At 43.5% G+C, this 15,969-nt stretch carries 13 protein-coding genes; 4 read left to right on the forward strand and 9 right to left on the reverse strand.

The features are described from left to right. The first annotated feature begins 45 nt into the window (after positions 1-45). Positions 46-522, forward strand: a complete 477-nt coding sequence (locus Q3A68_RS06050) for an OsmC family protein (RefSeq protein ID WP_302900161.1) — start codon at positions 46-48, stop codon at positions 520-522. On the opposite strand, the gene Q3A68_RS06055 is transcribed toward Q3A68_RS06050, so the two are convergent. From Q3A68_RS06055 to Q3A68_RS06085, 7 genes are all read right to left on the reverse strand, one after another. Then, positions 519-1,823 carry an MFS transporter gene (locus Q3A68_RS06055; RefSeq protein ID WP_302900162.1) on the reverse strand — a complete coding sequence of 435 codons (1,305 nt, stop codon included), beginning with the start codon at positions 1,821-1,823 and terminating at the stop codon, positions 519-521. The genes Q3A68_RS06050 and Q3A68_RS06055 overlap by 4 nt on opposite strands. Continuing rightward, positions 1,820-2,485 (reverse strand): beta/alpha barrel domain-containing protein, encoded by a 666-nt coding sequence (locus Q3A68_RS06060; protein ID WP_302900163.1) that lies wholly within the window; start codon positions 2,483-2,485, stop codon positions 1,820-1,822. Before Q3A68_RS06060 ends, Q3A68_RS06055 begins: the two co-directional genes overlap by 4 nt. A gap of 70 nt (positions 2,486-2,555) precedes the next feature. Next, positions 2,556-3,593, reverse strand: coding sequence for a sugar kinase (locus tag Q3A68_RS06065; protein WP_302900164.1), 1,038 nt, complete (start codon positions 3,591-3,593; stop codon positions 2,556-2,558). A gap of 15 nt (positions 3,594-3,608) precedes the next feature. After that, on the reverse strand, positions 3,609-4,802 hold the full coding sequence (gene uxuA, locus Q3A68_RS06070; RefSeq protein ID WP_302900165.1) for a mannonate dehydratase: 1,194 nt from the start codon (positions 4,800-4,802) through the stop codon (positions 3,609-3,611). Positions 4,803-4,940: 138 nt separating this feature from the next. Next, complete coding sequence (locus Q3A68_RS06075; RefSeq protein WP_302900166.1) at positions 4,941-6,623, reverse strand: sodium/sugar symporter; 1,683 nt, start codon at positions 6,621-6,623, stop codon at positions 4,941-4,943. Positions 6,624-6,663: 40 nt separating this feature from the next. Beyond that, positions 6,664-7,989: a xylose isomerase gene (gene xylA, locus Q3A68_RS06080; protein WP_302900167.1), complete on the reverse strand. Its 1,326-nt coding sequence runs from the start codon at positions 7,987-7,989 to the stop codon at positions 6,664-6,666. Positions 7,990-8,094: 105 nt separating this feature from the next. Continuing rightward, positions 8,095-9,567 carry a xylulokinase gene (locus Q3A68_RS06085; RefSeq protein ID WP_302900168.1) on the reverse strand — a complete coding sequence of 491 codons (1,473 nt, stop codon included), beginning with the start codon at positions 9,565-9,567 and terminating at the stop codon, positions 8,095-8,097. Positions 9,568-9,732: 165 nt separating this feature from the next. Between Q3A68_RS06085 and Q3A68_RS06090 the strand changes: the two genes are divergently transcribed. Continuing rightward, a complete protein-coding gene (locus Q3A68_RS06090) occupies positions 9,733-10,764 on the forward strand; it encodes a LacI family DNA-binding transcriptional regulator (RefSeq protein ID WP_302900169.1) in 1,032 nt (343 codons plus the stop codon). 58 nt (positions 10,765-10,822) lie between these two features. Here Q3A68_RS06090 and Q3A68_RS06095 read toward each other — a convergent pair whose 3' ends face one another. Beyond that, on the reverse strand, positions 10,823-12,364 hold the full coding sequence (locus tag Q3A68_RS06095) for an alpha-N-arabinofuranosidase (RefSeq protein WP_302900170.1): 1,542 nt from the start codon (positions 12,362-12,364) through the stop codon (positions 10,823-10,825). A 159-nt stretch (positions 12,365-12,523) separates the two neighbouring features. Then, positions 12,524-14,404 carry a chloride channel protein gene (locus Q3A68_RS06100; RefSeq protein ID WP_302900171.1) on the reverse strand — a complete coding sequence of 627 codons (1,881 nt, stop codon included), beginning with the start codon at positions 14,402-14,404 and terminating at the stop codon, positions 12,524-12,526. 287 nt (positions 14,405-14,691) lie between these two features. Between Q3A68_RS06100 and Q3A68_RS06105 the strand changes: the two genes are divergently transcribed. Together Q3A68_RS06105 and Q3A68_RS06110 are read left to right on the forward strand one after the other, a co-directional pair. Then, positions 14,692-15,132: a DoxX family protein gene (locus tag Q3A68_RS06105; RefSeq protein WP_302900172.1), complete on the forward strand. Its 441-nt coding sequence runs from the start codon at positions 14,692-14,694 to the stop codon at positions 15,130-15,132. A 54-nt stretch (positions 15,133-15,186) separates the two neighbouring features. Continuing rightward, entirely contained in the window at positions 15,187-15,882 is a 696-nt protein-coding gene (locus Q3A68_RS06110) for a Crp/Fnr family transcriptional regulator (RefSeq protein ID WP_302900173.1), read from the forward strand. The last annotated feature ends 87 nt before the right edge of the window (positions 15,883-15,969 follow it).

Here is a 15,969-nt window from a genome sequence, read left to right on the forward strand (position 1 = left end):
CCTATTAGGGTGATTAATCCGCCAAACCTAAATAATTCTGCAGCTATGAACAAGTCACATAATTACAGTTTAACCGTTAAGTGGACCGGCAACCGCGGCACCGGCACCAGTGACTACCGCTCATACGACCGTAATCACATCATTCAATCCGAGTCAAAAGCCGATATCGACGGCTCATCCGATCCAGCCTTTCGGGGTGACAAGACACGTTATAACCCTGAAGATCTCCTGGTCGCTTCACTTTCAGCCTGCCATATGCTGGCTTACCTGCATTTATGTGCCGTGGGTGGTGTGGTTGTGACGGACTACGTCGACAATGCTTCGGGCGTTATGGTGGAAACATCGGACGGCGGTGGTCATTTTACAGAAGTGACGTTAAAACCCTTGGTTACGGTAAAAGATAGTTCTATGATCGAAAAGGCTAATAAGCTGCATCACAAAGCCGCGGAACTTTGCTTTATCGCGAGCTCGGTAAATTTTCCGGTAAATCATGAGCCGATGGCGGTTGCGGAAAACAACTAAAGATCAACCGGCTTCATCTTCGGCACCAAAAAATGCATAATGCACCATGCCAGCAAATAGGCGCCACCGCATACAAAAAACATGATGTAGTAAGCGACCTCAATATGATGGATAGAACGGTAATGCACAAACATGTTCTTCTGTACAAATAACGACAACAAAACACTTCCTATCGAGCCAAACATACCACCAATTCCTGTTACCGAACCGACTGCCCTCTTGGGAAACATATCCGAAACCGTAGTGAAAATGTTAGCACTCCAGGCCTGGTGCGCTGAGGCTGCCAACCCTATAATAACAACTGCCAGCCACATATTAATACTGCCCAATATCTGCGCAAAAACGATCGGTATTACGGCAAAGGCGTAGATCAGCATAGAGGTTTTTCGTGCCTTGAACACTGGCCAGTTCTTTTCGATCAGGCTTTTGGGCAAATAACCACCATAAATACTACCAAAGGTCGAAATGGTATATACCAATGCCACCGGCATAGCGATTGCCGTTCCTTTTAATCCGTATTGGCTTTCCAAAAAGTCAGGCAGCCAGAAAAGATAGAACCACCAGATCGGGTCGGTCAAGAATTTACCTATTGAGAATGCCCAGGTTTGTTTGTAACTAAGCAACTTTCCCCATGATATTTTGTCACCTTCCTGCGACTGAGCAGTATGATCTGATTCATCAGCATCACTGTTGATATAATCCAGTTCGGGTTTGCGGAGGCGCTTTTGACGGGTTGGTATTTCATAAAAGATTAGCCACAATACCAGCCAGATAAAACCTATAGAGCCCGTGATCACAAATGCCCAGCGCCAGCCCCACGCTACCGCTATAAAAGGCACTGTTAAAGGAGCTACAATCGCCCCAATATTTGCGCCCGAATTGAATATCCCGGTCGCCAATGCCCTTTCCTTTTTGGGGAACCACTCAGCGACAGTTTTAATAGCCGAAGGGAAGTTACCCGCCTCACTCAGTCCCAAAGCCGAGCGCACGAGAGCAAATCCCATAGTGCTGTTTACCAAAGCGTGCAATACTGCTGAAGCGCTCCATAAGAGGGTCGAAAAGAAATAGCCCATTTTGGTGCCGAGCTTATCAATAAGCCGGCCCGCACATAATAAGCCTACTGAATAAGCAATCTTAAAGGCGATCTCTATATTGGCATAGTCGCCATCATTCCATTTAAAATCAGCAGTAAGGGTCGATTTTAATAAGCTGATTACGGCCCTGTCCAGGTAGTTTATGGTGGTGGCAAAAAATATCAGCGCACAAATCACCCATCTGTAATTACCTGGTTTTTGATTCATACTTGCCTGGCCGATTGGATCAATTGTAAAGTATTAACCGTATTGGTATACAATTTGTCGTACTGCTTATTCCACAAAATCTCTTTGGTGATCAGTTTGCTACCCATACCTACTGCACAAACGCCGGCATTAAACCAGCCGTTGATGTTTTCATAATTCAGGTCCACACCTCCGGTAGGCATAAACAATTGTCCCCTGAAAACATCCGAAACTGCACTAACAAAACCCGGGCCTAAAACATTGGCAGGAAATATTTTTATTAAAGCAACCTTGTGCTGTTGAGCCAGGTGTATCTCGGTAGGCGTCATGCAGCCTGAGATATACAAACCACCCAATTCGTTCACTATATCTGCTATGGCAGGGTTGATAGTTGGGGCAACAATAAAATCGGCACCGGCATTAATGTAGCTGTCTGCGTCTTCTTCGGTTTTCACAGTACCGATACCTAAAAACAAATCAGGCATTTCCGCTTCCTGAACGGATTTCAAAACCACGAAGTTTTCGAAAGCCTCTTTCGCCCGGTTAGTATATTCCATCACCCGGACGCCGGCTTTGTACAGCGTGCGCATGATTTCTATACTTACCTCCGCATCTTCATAAAAGTACAAAGGAAGCATCCCTTGCTTCAAAATGCTATCCAGTACCGCTTGTTTTCCTTTCATTATTTAGTTGATTGCGTTGGATTAAGTCAAGTAAGTTGATGAACTGCGATCATCAACTCAGTCAACCTAATCAACCATTTAACTTACCTAGTATTTCAGCCGCTGGTATATTGGTTGTATCACTCTCGATAAATAGTTTCTCAAAAGCTGCTACCGTTGCAAACTCCAGCGTTTGCTTCGGATCAAAGTTATTGTAAAAACCGTAAATCAGTCCCGCCATAAAACAATCTCCACTCCCTACCTTGTTAACGATCTCTGTTGAACAATATTCGTTCGACGCATAAAATTTACCCCCAGTATACAGGGCTGCATAATAGCTTATTTTCTTTTGTGCATCGAACCGGAAGGTATTAGCAACCGCTTTACAGTTAGGATATCGCCGCATTAATTCCTCAGACGTTTTTAAGGCTTCTTTCAGATAAATACTTTTTTGTCCCGATTCGTGGATATCAGGTACCACTGGAATAGCCAGCATAGTCTCTACTGCCCACACATTACCCATAATCACATCACAATACTTCACCAGTTCGGGCATAATCACATCAGGATTTTTATCGTATTTCCATAGTTTGGACCGGTAATTCAGATCAACAGATATGGTGATATTTTTCCGCGAAGCAACTTCGAGTGCTTCTTTGCAAACATCAGCTACATTCTGATTAATAGCCGGACATATCGCACTAAAATGGAACCAGCTTACACCCTCAAAATGTTTTTCCCAGTCAATCATTCCAGGTTTTAGCTCCGAAAATGATGAATGCGCCCGGTCATAGATCAAGGCGTCGTTTTTCAGGTCTTTACCTTTCGTCAGAAAATATAAGCCGATCCTGTTTCCCTGGTAAATCACATCAGACATATCTATCTTTTGTTTTTCCAGGTAATTCGCAATCTGGTGAGCCAGGTTATTTTCAGGGATCGCCGTAATGTATTTTGAAGGGACATTCCAGAGTGCCAGTGCCGTAGCTACATTTAGCTCGGCACCGGCGATATAAAACGGAAATGTATTTTCCTTCAACCAGTCGCCGCCTTCATCCGGGGATATGCGTAACAACAATTCTCCAAAAGAAAGAACCGTACCCGGAAAGTGTATTTTTAAAGGATCGCCCATTGCCGATAAATTATTCTACTGATAAAGCGCATTTTTGATACCCATTTCCAGGCCGCGCAACTCGGCAAGGCCTTTAAGACGGCCTATTGCCGAATACCCAGGGAAGGTATTATAATTAAAATCATCCAGCAGCTTATGACCGTGATCCGGACGCATTGGGATAGCTACATCAGTCCGTCCGCTATCCGCCCTGTTTTTCTGTTCTTGCAAAACGGCCTTCATTACGGCGTACATATCGGTACTGCCCCCTAAATGATCTGCTTCATAAAAACTTCCGTCATTTTCGCGCTGCACATTCCGCAGATGCAGGAAATGAATGTATTTACCTAATCTACCTATCATTGCAGGCAGGTCGTTATCTCCTCTTGCACCTAGTGATCCGGTGCAAAACGTAAGGCCATTGCTTACCGATGGTGATGCGCTAACCACATCCAGAAGATCGCTTTCTGTTGATACCACCCTCGGTAAACCCAAAATCGGGAACGGTGGATCATCCGGGTGAATGCACATCCTGATGCCCAATTTCTCGGCATCGGGAATAATTGCCTGCAAAAACCAGGCTAGATTTTGTTTTAATTTATCGGCATCAATCCCTTTATATTTTTCCAGGTGCTCTTTAAACTGATCGACAGTCAACACATCTTTTGTACCGGGAAGGCCTGCCATGATGTTGGTGATCAACTGCGCCCTCTGCTCGGCAGTAAGACTATCTAAATAGGTTTTTGCCTTTTGTTGCTGATCTGGTGTAAAATCCTTGTAAGCCCCTTCACGTTCCAAAATATAAAGATCAAAAGCCGCCAAAGCTGCTGCATGAAAGCGCAATGCCGATGCGCCGTTGGGTAAACGGAAATCGATATCCGTACGCGTCCAGTCGAGCACTGGCATAAAATTGTAACATACCGTTTTTATACCCGCTTCAGACAGGTTCTTTATCGTCTCGATATATTTCTCCGCATATTTTTCGCGATCAGGGCTTGCGGTTTTAATGCTCTCGTGAATGTTCACACTTTCCACCACCGACCATGTCAAGCCGGCAGACTGGATAATGTTTTTCCTTTTTTCAATTTCTTCTTTTGACCATACCTCTCCGCTTGGGATATGATGCAGGGCATTTACCACACCTGTCGCCCCTGTCTGTCTGACAGCGGTCAATGTTACAGGATCAGAAGGCCCATACCAGCGGAAAGTTTGTTCGAGATTACTAAACATCGGGGAGATGGTTTTATTAATTAAGAGTTCAAATATAGAATTAATCGACGATAAATTTGATCTGTCCGGTAGATTACTTTACAGTAAAAAAGCGATGGTGTTAAACCATCGCTTTTTCTTATCCATTATTGATTCTTCTTACCAGAACACCGTATAAAGCACTGTTAAAATAATGCATATGATAAGTGCGCCAATGGCAAATGCACGATTGGTCTTAAACATATTTACATCTACTTCCAAACCATTAGGTATAACGCCTCTTGCAGTTTCAATTTTCGAGATGATATACATACCAGCCATACACAGAACAAATACAAAAGCCATTCGGTCAAGAAATGGAATCTCGTAAGTAGTACCTGTAAACTTAGAGAAACCAAGCGGCGCCATAAATTGAAGGTCAGCAAAGTTTGGCAGGAACTTGAAGAAAATCGAGAACGCCAATCCGCCGATGGTCGCAAACAGCGCAGCGTTAGACGTAGCTTTTTTCCAGAAAAAGCCCAGGATGAACATCGCGAATATACCTGGCGAAACGAAGCCGGTGTATTCCTGTATGTACTGGAAACCCTGTTTGCCTTCTCCCATTAGCGCGCTGCCAATAAATATACATAAGACAAGGCCAAGCAGCATAGATACTATCACCGAATATCTTCCTAATACGACCAGTTTGTGATCGTTGGCATCAGGCTTAATGGCTTTTTTGTAAATATCGAGGGTAAATATGGTGGCAATACTGTTTGCCTTACCTGCGAGCGACGCTACAATAGCTGCGGTAAGCGCAGCAAACGCAAGCCCTTTCATACCTCCCGGCAATAGGTTGAGCAACGATGGATAGGCTTTGTTCACATCTAAAATGCCTGTACTTGTCAGCATCTCCTGGTGGAACATGCCTTTCTGGTACAGCTCATAGGCAGCGATACCTGGCAATACCACGATAACCGGCATGAGCAACTTCAGGAATGCTGCGAAAAGGATACCCCCGCGGGCCGTTTTCAGGTTAGCGCCCAATGCCCTTTGCGTTATATACTGGTTACAGCCCCAATAGTTCAAATTGGTGATCCACATACCGCCGATCAATACGCTCAAACCCGGCAAGTCCATATAATTAGGGTTATCTTTTGAAAAAATCATATGGAAGTGGTCGGTTGCCTGGCTTCTAAGCAAACTGAAACCATTCAATAAACCATGTGTACCCGCTTTTTCGCTCAATAGATTCAGCGCCAGGTACGTAGCCATTAAGCCCCCCAGTATCAGCACAAAAACCTGGATAACATCCGTATAGCCGATAACCTTCATACCGCCCAATGCGATAATGATTGAGAAGACGGTCAGGAAGATCATACAAGGCCAGAGGCCAAAACCCGATATTCCGCTGATAGCAACGGCACCGAGATATAGGATTGACATTAGATTGACAACAATGTACAGGAACAGCCAGAAAACAGCCATGATCATAGCTACCTTACCATTATACCGCTGGTGCAAAAACTGTGGCATAGTATATATCTTATTTTTAAGATATACAGGTATAAAAAATACAGCTACAATCACTAACGTGAGCGCAGCCATCCATTCGTAAGTTGAAATAGCCAGCCCCATTTTAAAACCGGAGCCACTCATTCCCACCATCTGTTCGGCAGATATGTTGGATGCAATTAGTGACGCTCCAATTGCCCACCAGGTGAGCGAGCCTTCCGCTAAAAAATAATCTTTTGAGGTGGCATCAGCATTGTGTTTACGTTTGTATACCCAATACCCATAGCTGGCTACTATTACAAAGTATATCGCAAATACAATGTGGTCGCCCGTGGTTAAAGTATGCATTTAAATTCAGGTTTTTATTTGTTGGTTTGACAATTATAAACTATATATATCGATTTATCAAATTTTCAAGATATTCTTGTCTGCCACTCAAAGTTTTAGGTTCGCCGTTAGCTACAGCATAATCTCTCAACTCTTCAAGACCCACTTTCCCTTCTTCAAAAGCTTTGCCTGTGCTACTGTCAAATGAGGCATATCTGTCTTTTCTGATCTTCTTATATTCTGATTTCTGGAGTATTTGATCGGCTATTACAAGCGCCCTTGCAAAGATGTCCATGCCGCCAATATGCGCATAAAACAAGTCTGCTGGGTCAGTCGAATTTCTGCGGATCTTTGCATCGAAGTTGATACCGCCACCTGCCAGGCCACCGGCTTCCAGGATGATCAGCATATATTCAACCACTTCGTTGATATTATTCGGAAACTGGTCGGTATCCCATCCGTTTTGCGCATCGCCGCGGTTGGCATCAATCGAACCCAACAAGCCTGCGTCAGCCGCTACCTGCAAATCGTGCTGGAACGTGTGACCCGCCAAAGTAGCATGGTTTACCTCCAGGTTCAATTTCATATCTTTCAACAAGTCGTATTTCTGCAAAAAGCCCAACACAGTTGCAGCATCATAATCGTATTGATGCTTGGTTGGCTCGCAAGGTTTTGGTTCGATAAAGAAAGTGCCTTTGAAACCCTGTTTACGCGCATAGTCTATTGATGCATGTAAAAATTGCGCGAGGTGTTCCTGCTCGCGCTTCATATCTGTATTCAGCAAGGTCATATAGCCTTCGCGGCCGCCCCAGAATACATAGTTCTCGCCACCCAGGGCAATCGTAGCATCCAGCGCTGCTTTAACCTGGGCCGCGGCATGGGTAAGCACATGAAAATCAGGGTTAGTAGCTGCACCGTTCATATACCTGCTATGAGAGAATAAATTGGCAGTTCCCCAAAGCAATTTTACACCGCTTGCTGCTTGTTTTTGTTTGGCATAATCAACCATGGCTTGCAAACGACGGTCGTTCTCCTTTATATCATTGGTGTAGTCAACCACATCCACGTCGTGAAAGCAGTAATAAGGCAGGTTCATTTTGGTGATGAACTCAAAAGCTGCATCCATTTTATCTTTTGCGCGCTCAACAGCATCAGCTTTTTTATCCCAGGCGAAAAGATGAGTAGGCCCCCCGAACGGATCGGCTCCCGAGCCGCAGAATGAATGCCAGTAAGCACAAGCAAAGCGCAAGTGATCTTTCATTGATTTTCCGGCAACGACCTTATCTGCATCATACCAGCGGAACGCAAGCGGGTTATCGCTTTGCGGGCCTTCATATTTTACCTGGCCTATTCCTTTAAAAAACTCCTTTTCTCCTGTAAGTATCATAATTGGTGAATTATTGAATTAATGAATGATTGAATTAGTGATTTATATTTTTGTTATTAAGACTTATGGAATTTTAAAAACTTCGCAAGTCTTTATGTTTATTCTTTATAGTTCTTTCTCCAGCAACCGTTTCCAGTCCTGGTAAACAGGTTCAAACTTATCACCTGACGGTTCTACAACTTTTATCTTCTTCATTTTGGCGAAAGCTTCAGATGGCGATGCATAAATCTCCGAGCCAATACCAGCGCCTAAAGCTGCCCCTGTACTGCCGTCATTATTATAAAGCTCGACAGGCACACCGGTCGCATTGACAAAGCAGTTGGTAAATAATTCGCTTAAAAACAGATTTGCGCTGCCCGCACGAATTACCGAAGGATTCATACCATTACTCCGCATAATATCCAGTCCATATCTAAATGCACAAGCAATACCTTCATGAACGGCCCGTAAAATATGCGCCTGGCTATGCAGATTAAAATCAATATTGTGCATTTGCGAACCGATAGGTTTGTTGCAAAGCATACGTTCGGTCCCATTGCCAAACGGCAACACCCGCAGGCCATAACTACCTAAAGGAGCTTCGGCAGCCCTCTCATTCATCGCCGAATAACTTAAGTTTGAGGCGAAAACGCTTCTTATCCAGCTATACAACCTGCCTGTGCCATTGATACAAAGCAGTACACCCAATCGCTTTTGTTGTTCAGTATAGTTTACGTGAGCAAATGTGTTTACCCGTGATTGCGGATCATAAGCCAACTGGTCGCTTACGCCATAAATCACGCCAGATGTTCCTGCCGTAGCCGCCACCTCACCAGGGTTTAAGACGTTTAATGAAAGCGCATTATTAGGTTGGTCGCCTCCTTTATAAGTGATAGGAATGCCTACTTTTAATCTCAACTTCTCAGCAACCGACCTGGACAATGTGCCATGATTAGAGAATACCGGCTTTACAACCGGAAACAGGCTTTTACTGAATCCAAAGTATTTAAGCACATCAGCCGACAGGCTGTCATTTATGAAATCGTAAAAAATGCCTTCTGATAATGCAGATACCGAAGTAGTGATATCACCTGAGAGTTTCATGGCGATGAAATCGCCTGGCAGCATAATCTTATCAATCTGCGCATAAATTTCCGGTTCATTTTCCTTTACCCATGCTAATTTGGATGCAGTAAAATTTCCGGGCGAATTCAGCAGGTGCTTCAGGCATTTATTTTCGCCAATAGCTTCGAACGCTTTATTACCTATTTCAACTGCGCGGCTATCGCACCAGATAATACTGTCGCGAAGCACATGCTGATTTTTATCAACAAGTACCAGACCATGCATCTGGTAGGCAATACCGATCGCGGCAATATCATGCGGATTATATTTGCCACTGTTATTACAAAGTTGTACAGCATGTTGCAACTGCTGCCACCACATATCAGGCGATTGCTCGGCCCAGCCGGGCTGATGTGCCAGAATCGGGCTTTCGGTATCGGGGTACTGTGCCGCAGCTACAGCGGTTTGGGTAGCCGAGTCAACAACGGTGACTTTAACAGACGAGGTCCCTATATCAATGCCCAGTAGTAACATAACTTAATTGGTTGTTAGTTGGTTAATTGAAATGAATTGATCGGATTTAAGATTTACAGCAAAGCAGGCTTAACCATCAATCGAATTTCAACGGGGCTAAAATTAAATTATTTTTTTTATTTGCAATCGATTGCAGAGATTTATTTTCGCATTTTTACAAATCTTATGAAGCAGAAAAAAAGAACCACCATTTATGACATTGCCGAAAAGCTAAACATTGCCGCTTCATCTGTGTCAAGGGCACTTAATAACAATGGCAATATCAATTCGGCCACAAGAAAGCTGGTTTTGGATACGGCGGCGGAGCTTAATTATAAACATAATACGCTTGCTTCGGGCCTTCGTAAAGGACAGTCAAAAACTATTGGGGTGGTTGTTCCGCGCATAAACCAGAATTTTTTCTCTAATGTCATTGCAGGTATTGAAGAAGCTTCCTATCAAAAAGGCTATAATCTTATTATTTGCCAATCCAACGAACTGCATGAAAAAGAGGTGCAGTGCGTAAATACGCTGATCAACCAGCATGTGGATTGTATCGTTATATCGGTGTCAGCTGAGGGCGGCAATTATAAACACTTACAAAATGTGATTGATAGCGGTATACAGTTAATTCAGTTTGACCGTGTAGCCCCGGAGCTTGATACGTTAAAGGTGATCAATGATACCAAACATGTATCGATGGAGGCAGTATCGCACATGATTGAACAAGGGTATAAAAGAGTCGCTTTGCTTGAAGGGCCTCAAAACCTGGATATTTTTAAACAAAGAAAAGCAGGCTACCTTAATGCGCTGAAGAAACATAATTTACCGGTTCTTGATGAATTGATTGTTGAAAATGCATGGACCAAAGAGCTGGGGGCCGAGGGAACAAGGCGCCTTTTGAGCTTGCCGAATCCCCCTGATGCCATATTTGCCTCCACTTCCGATTTTTCAGCTTTAGGGGTGCTGGAAATGGCTTTGGCAATGGGTATCAAAGTGCCATCCGAATTAGGCATATGCGGATATTCAAACGAAGCTTTTACAGAAATAACAAGCCCGTCGATCACCACGATCGATCAGTTTAGTATCGATATGGGAAAAACGGTTGCTGAACTATATTTCAAAGAGATGGGCATGGAGGAAATATCCCGCAATCCCAGAACCATCAGCATAGAGCCAAAGCTGATTGTTCGTGCATCTACTAGCAAGAAAGGATAAGATAGTATCTGCAATAAGGAACAGTGGCAGTACAAACAATACTGCCACTGTTATTTTATTAATTCAACTCTAATGTTACAACCGATTTTGCAGGAAGCGCAACGCTAAGCTTGCCGCCTTCTTTTTTGGCACCATTAAAATTAGTGATATGAACTTTATCCGGTGATTGGAATGTGTTTACATCAGTTAAGTTGGCCGATGTAAGGATCTGGCCGCTTACTTTATTCCAGTGCAAATCGCCCAATGAGGTTGATACCTTGATCGTATTATGCGGATCAAGGTTTACCAGCGAAATATGGATTTTACCTGCTGCATCCTGCGAAGCAGAAATATTCACAGCCGGAATCTTATTACCATTGAATTCATAATCAGGGCTATTCAATTTTACCGGAAGGTATTTTGCATCCTGGTGAACCTTATACAGGTCGAAGATGTGGTAAGTAGGCGTCAACAGCATTTTATCCTTATCTGTCAGTATAAGTGATTGCAACACATTTACTGTTTGCGCCAGGTTGGCCATCTTCACACGCTCGCAATGGTTGTTGAAGATATTGAGGGTAGTAGCAGCCAAAAGTGCATCGCGCAAGCTGTTCTGCTGATATAGGAAACCCGGGTTAGTACCTGGTTCGACGTCTGTCCACACCCCCCACTCATCAACTACAAGGGCAACTTTCTTTTCAGGGTCATACTTATCCATAATAGCCGAGTGCTTGGTCACCAGTTCTTCCATCTTCAGGCAGTTAACCATTGTACTGATGTACTCGCCCTCATTAAAATTGGTAGCTGAGCCTTTGTGCCCCCAGTCCCCTGTAGGGACGGTATAATAATGTAATGTCAGGCCCCACATACCCGTACCAATATTCTTCATACATACTTCAGTCCAGTTATAATCGGCTGAATTTGGCCCGCTGGCTATTTTTTTCAACTGTGCGCCCGGATAATCCCTCGCATAAGTTGCATAACGCTTATAAAGGTTCGAATAATATTCAGGTGTCATATTACCGCCGCAGCCCCAGCTTTCATTACCCACACCCCAGAGCGTAACTTTGTATGGTTCCGGGTGGCCATTTTTCTTTCTGAGTTCGGCCATCGTACTTTCACCATCCAGGTTAAGGTATTCTACCCATTTGGCCATCTCTTCCACTGTTCCGCTACCCACGTTGCCCGCAATATATGGTTCACAGCCAATTAATTTGCACAATTCCAAAAACTCATGCGTGCCAAAGCTGTTATCGTCGGTCACATTGCCCCAGTTGGTATTTACCATTCTAGGGCGCTGATCTCGCGGACCGATACCATCGCGCCAATGATATTCATCGGCAAAGCATCCACCCGGCCAGCGCAGATCAGGAATTTTTATTTTTTTTAATGCATTTACAATGTCAAGACGTATACGGTCCTGCTTTTCAACCGGTAAATCTTTATCGACCCAAAAACCGCCGTATATGCCATGCCCTAAATGTTCGGCAAACTGGCCATAAATAAAACGGCTGACAGTTAATTTTGAATCACTGCTGATATCAGCGCTCGCATTTTTTTGCGCAGTAACTTTAAGGCATAGCGTACCCAGTAGCAATGCCAGGAATAATTTAGGTTTCATGGTTATAAATGTATAAATAACACTTATAAAATGTCAAATTTATTTTAAAGAATTATTTCTGACAGCTATAAAAATGAAAAATGCCTCCTTTTTAAAGGGAGACATTCGTTTCAAAAGTACTATTCTTCAGGAAGCGTAATTTAAAGATGATAATAATTGTTATTTTGACACGTCATTGATACGAATTAATTTCTTGCCTTTAATAAGCATTTTCATCCTGCGGCGTTTGAGCGATATTTGCGTATTTGCTGTTTCATTCTCCTCGATGTGAAGCTTATAAGCGGTTAATACGTCGGGATAAGTAAGCATGCCCATTATCTTACCGCCTTTTGCAGCTATAACCGGAAGTGCCTCGGTATCGTGTTTGGCCATTATTTCTACAGCTGTCCGCAGGCTGTCATTATTTTTAAGGAAGAAATGGACTGGATTTAGAATGTCTTTTATGGTGTGATCCGTCTTCACACCCGGCGAAAACAGGTCAGTTCGTTTTAAAATACCAGAATAAGATCCATCATTGTCAACCGTCATAAAGTAATTACTTTGATCGTGCCTTTCCTCCAGCCATTGCTTTACCTCTTTAATAGGATTCTGTGATGCCAGGACTACGTCGTTTTCGTTCATTAACTGAGCAACGGTGAGTTTCTGCAACAAGTCCGGTTCGAAAGAGTCGGGCGTGAAAACCCCGCGGCGGGCAATTTTCTCTGTCATAATGGTATTTTCCATCAGAAAGAATGAAATAAGGTACGAGGCCGTGCAGGCCCCCAGCAAAGGCAATAAAGCATGTGATTGCATGGTGGCCTCGAGTGCGAAAGTAATACTGGTCAGATAAGCCCTGGATGCACCGGCAAACATAGCCGACATGCCAATCAGGGCCGCCATAGGTATGCTGATGCCTACTTCAGGAAAGTTTTTTGAAAGCACGATACCCAGGATTGCACCTGCTGCGCCACCCATGGTTAGCAGTGGTGCAAGCGTACCACCGGATGTACCACTGCCTAATGCAATGGCCCATGAGATGAATTTAAAGAAGCACAGGCTCAATATTATGGCAAGAGGCAAATTTCCGGATAAAAGATTGGTGATATTATCATAACCTACGCCAAGTGTATGCGGCGCGAAATAACCCACTGCACCAACGGCCACGCCGCCAATTGCCGGCCACCACATCCAGTGGATTGGGAGTTTTTCAAAAGCATCTTCTATCCAATAAACGGCCTTCGTTAGTCCCATTGCTAAAAAGCCGATAATGATACCCATGAAGCTATAAATAGCCAGCGCGATATTGCTCGGTACGCCAACATCTGGCATAGGGAACACCGGTCCGGATTCAAATAACAGGTGATGCCCCGCTGCACCGGTAATGCAAGCCAAAGCAACCGGAAGAATAGCTTTGGGTGAAAACTCAAACAGCAACAATTCAATAGCCAGGAAAACCGCTGCTATAGGTGTGCCAAATATAGCCGACATACCTGCCGTGGCACCTGCTGCCAGGATGATCTTCCGCTCGTTGGAGGTAATCCTGAAAATCTGCCCCAACGTCGAACCTAATGCACCACCCGTTGCGATGATCGGACCTTCAGCACCGAACGGGCCACCGGTTCCGATAGCGATTGCCGATGATATCGGCTTGAGAAAAGTGATAAGAGGCTTTATCTTGCTTTGATTAACCAATATCTGCTCCATGGCCTCCGGAATCCCGTGCCCACGAATGGCTTTTGAGCCATATAATGCCATCAGCCCAACCACTATGCCACCGATAGCAGGTATAATGAGCACCCAAACGCCTAAATGGTTATAAGCCGGGCTTTGGAATTTTAAAGAGAAAGTTCCATAAAAAGATATGTTGGTGATCAGATTGATCAGCAAAACCAAAAATTTGGCGATCAAACTTATCACAGCAGCCACTGCGATACATAAGAGTGAAATAGTGATGAGCCGTTTTTTTAAAACAACACTTTTTTTGGCGTCTTCTTTAGGTCCGGACAAGTAGTTTAATGAAGGCGAGATAGGAATGCCATTTGCGTATCCAGTAGTTTTCATCGTATTATATAAAAGGAGAATTTACCGGCAGATAAAGATTGGAAGAGTGCCGTCAAATTTGATGCAAAAGTAAGGAAGAGTTTTAGAATAGTCAAATTAAAATATTGTTTAATTAATATTTTACGAGCTAAAATTGGATTTTATAAACATTTTTTATTGCTCAAACAATACAAATGATAAATTTAACAAAACAATTCTTTAGCCGGCAATTTGCTTGGAGCGACATAATTTTTTTATTATATTTGGTTTAACAGTTTGTCAAAAACTTGTTACAAAGGAGGTTTGTTATGAACTTTATCCACCGAATCGAGAAATGGGGCGATAGTCATCACCCGCGGTTTCTGGATGTTATCCGTGTACTTTTAGGCATATTTTTACTATTAAAAGGGCTTGGCTTTATGGACAACACAGCCAACCTGAAATCACTTATCGAAACCCGCTCGGATATTACAGTAGCGCCCTGGGCACTGATGTTATTGGTTTACTATGTGACTTTTGTACATATGGTTGGGGGAACATTAATCGCTATGGGAATACTCACACGTTTTTCAGCCATAATGCAGATACCGGTAGTATTCGGCGCCGTGTTTTTCATTAATTACTTGCAGTCACCTTTTAATACCGACCTGGCTTCGTCCATCGTAGCGTTGATATTGCTGGTACTATTTGCAATTATCGGCTCGGGCCGGTGGTCGATTGAAAATTATTTAAAAAGCTGCAACGAATAAATTTATCCTAACCTTGCCATTGTCGGACATTAAGATTTAATATTGTACCCGAGAATGAAAACCAACAACGGGTGCGATCTGAAAAGTTGTTTTATGTGCCGTCTTTCCCTTAAAGACTGGCTCCCTGCCATTGCAGTGCATAAACAGAACATCTCCATCAAAAAAGGCCATCCTGTTTTCCGGGAAGGTGAGCCCGTAAAAGGTATCTATTTCCTCTATTCCGGCAATGTTAAGGTGCACAAGAAATGGGATAACGAGAAGGACCTGATCATACGTTTTGCAAAAGCAGGGGAGATATTAGGGCATACCGGACTTGGCGACGACTCCAACTACCTTGTAACGGCTACGGCATTAGAGCCTGTGGTGGTTTGTTATATCGATATGGAATTTTTTGAGTCAACCTTGCAGGTAAACAACAACCTTACCTACAAACTGATGCGTTTTATGGCAAATGAACTGCAGGAATCGGAAAAACGCGTCCGCAACCTGGTTCACATGCCAGTAAAAGGCCGTATTGCACAAGCACTTATCAATCTCAAAAACCAATTTGGTGTAAATACGGATGGCTCCATCGGTATCGAGCTGACCCGGCAGGATCTTTCCTCGTTTGCCGGCGCCTCTTATGAAACTCTTTTTAAAGTGATGAATGAATTCACTGATGAAAAGCTTGTAGAGGTCACAGGCAAAAGTATTCGCATCATAAATGAACCACAGCTAAAAAAGCTGACCAACACCGTAAGCTGCTTGTAAAGCTCATCGAAAAAAAGCATATTAAAGTAATATTTTGCTATGCCGGTATAGCAGCAGGGTAATTTGGGTTAAATTAGGGTCTTAATT

The organism is Mucilaginibacter tolerans, assembly GCF_030519375.1.
Taxonomy (GTDB): domain Bacteria; phylum Bacteroidota; class Bacteroidia; order Sphingobacteriales; family Sphingobacteriaceae; genus Mucilaginibacter.